Below are 555 nucleotides of genomic sequence, written 5' to 3'. Positions count from 1 at the left end.
CAGTGGTTCTGGGTTGGTGTTGTGTTGATTGGTATGTTGATGCCGCTAATATTGAACTGGTTAATGCCTTCTGAAGTTCGCCATAAAGGTAGTTACGTCTTTGTCGTGACAACATTGAGTTTGGTCGGCGTGTTGATGCTGCGTACGTTCATACTCTATGCGGGTCAAATGACCGTTGTCTAAGGAGGAACAATGGAGGCTGAACTAGGGTTCTTCTTACTGATTTTTGTCGCAATGGGGGCGAGTTGTTCCGCTGTATTGCATTGGTATCGCCGTGCAGCGGCTAAGCCCATTATGTTAGAACACCAACTTGCGACCTCACATCTCATCAGTTTGGCCTCTGTTGTTTGTCTATTACTGCTGATTGTCTGTTTTATCCAAGACAATTTTGCTCTTGAATATGTGGTCACTCATTCCAACAGCCAATTGCCAACCGCTTACAAGGTTGCAGCGGCATGGGGTGGGCACCAAGGCTCCATGCTGTTTTGGGTCGTGACGCTCAGTTTATGGGCATCATACATTGCTCTTAGTTCTCCGATTAACCAATGCTACACC

Annotated in this window: 1 protein-coding gene and 1 pseudogene; both read left to right on the top strand. The window is 46.7% G+C overall.

All coding sequences use genetic code 11. The features are described 5' to 3' along the window. On the top strand, positions 1–183 hold a 183-nt coding region (gene nrfD, locus R7Q48_RS29980), incomplete at its 5' end, for an NrfD/PsrC family molybdoenzyme membrane anchor subunit (RefSeq protein WP_318134043.1). A gap of 9 nt (positions 184–192) precedes the next feature. Then, positions 193–555 (top strand): annotated as a pseudogene (locus R7Q48_RS29975) (heme lyase NrfEFG subunit NrfE); the annotation flags it as partial.

It is taken from the genome of Vibrio sp. 378 (assembly GCF_033339435.1).
The sequence above is the reverse complement of the archived record's forward strand: the minus strand, read 5'-3'. Positions and strand labels throughout refer to the sequence as shown.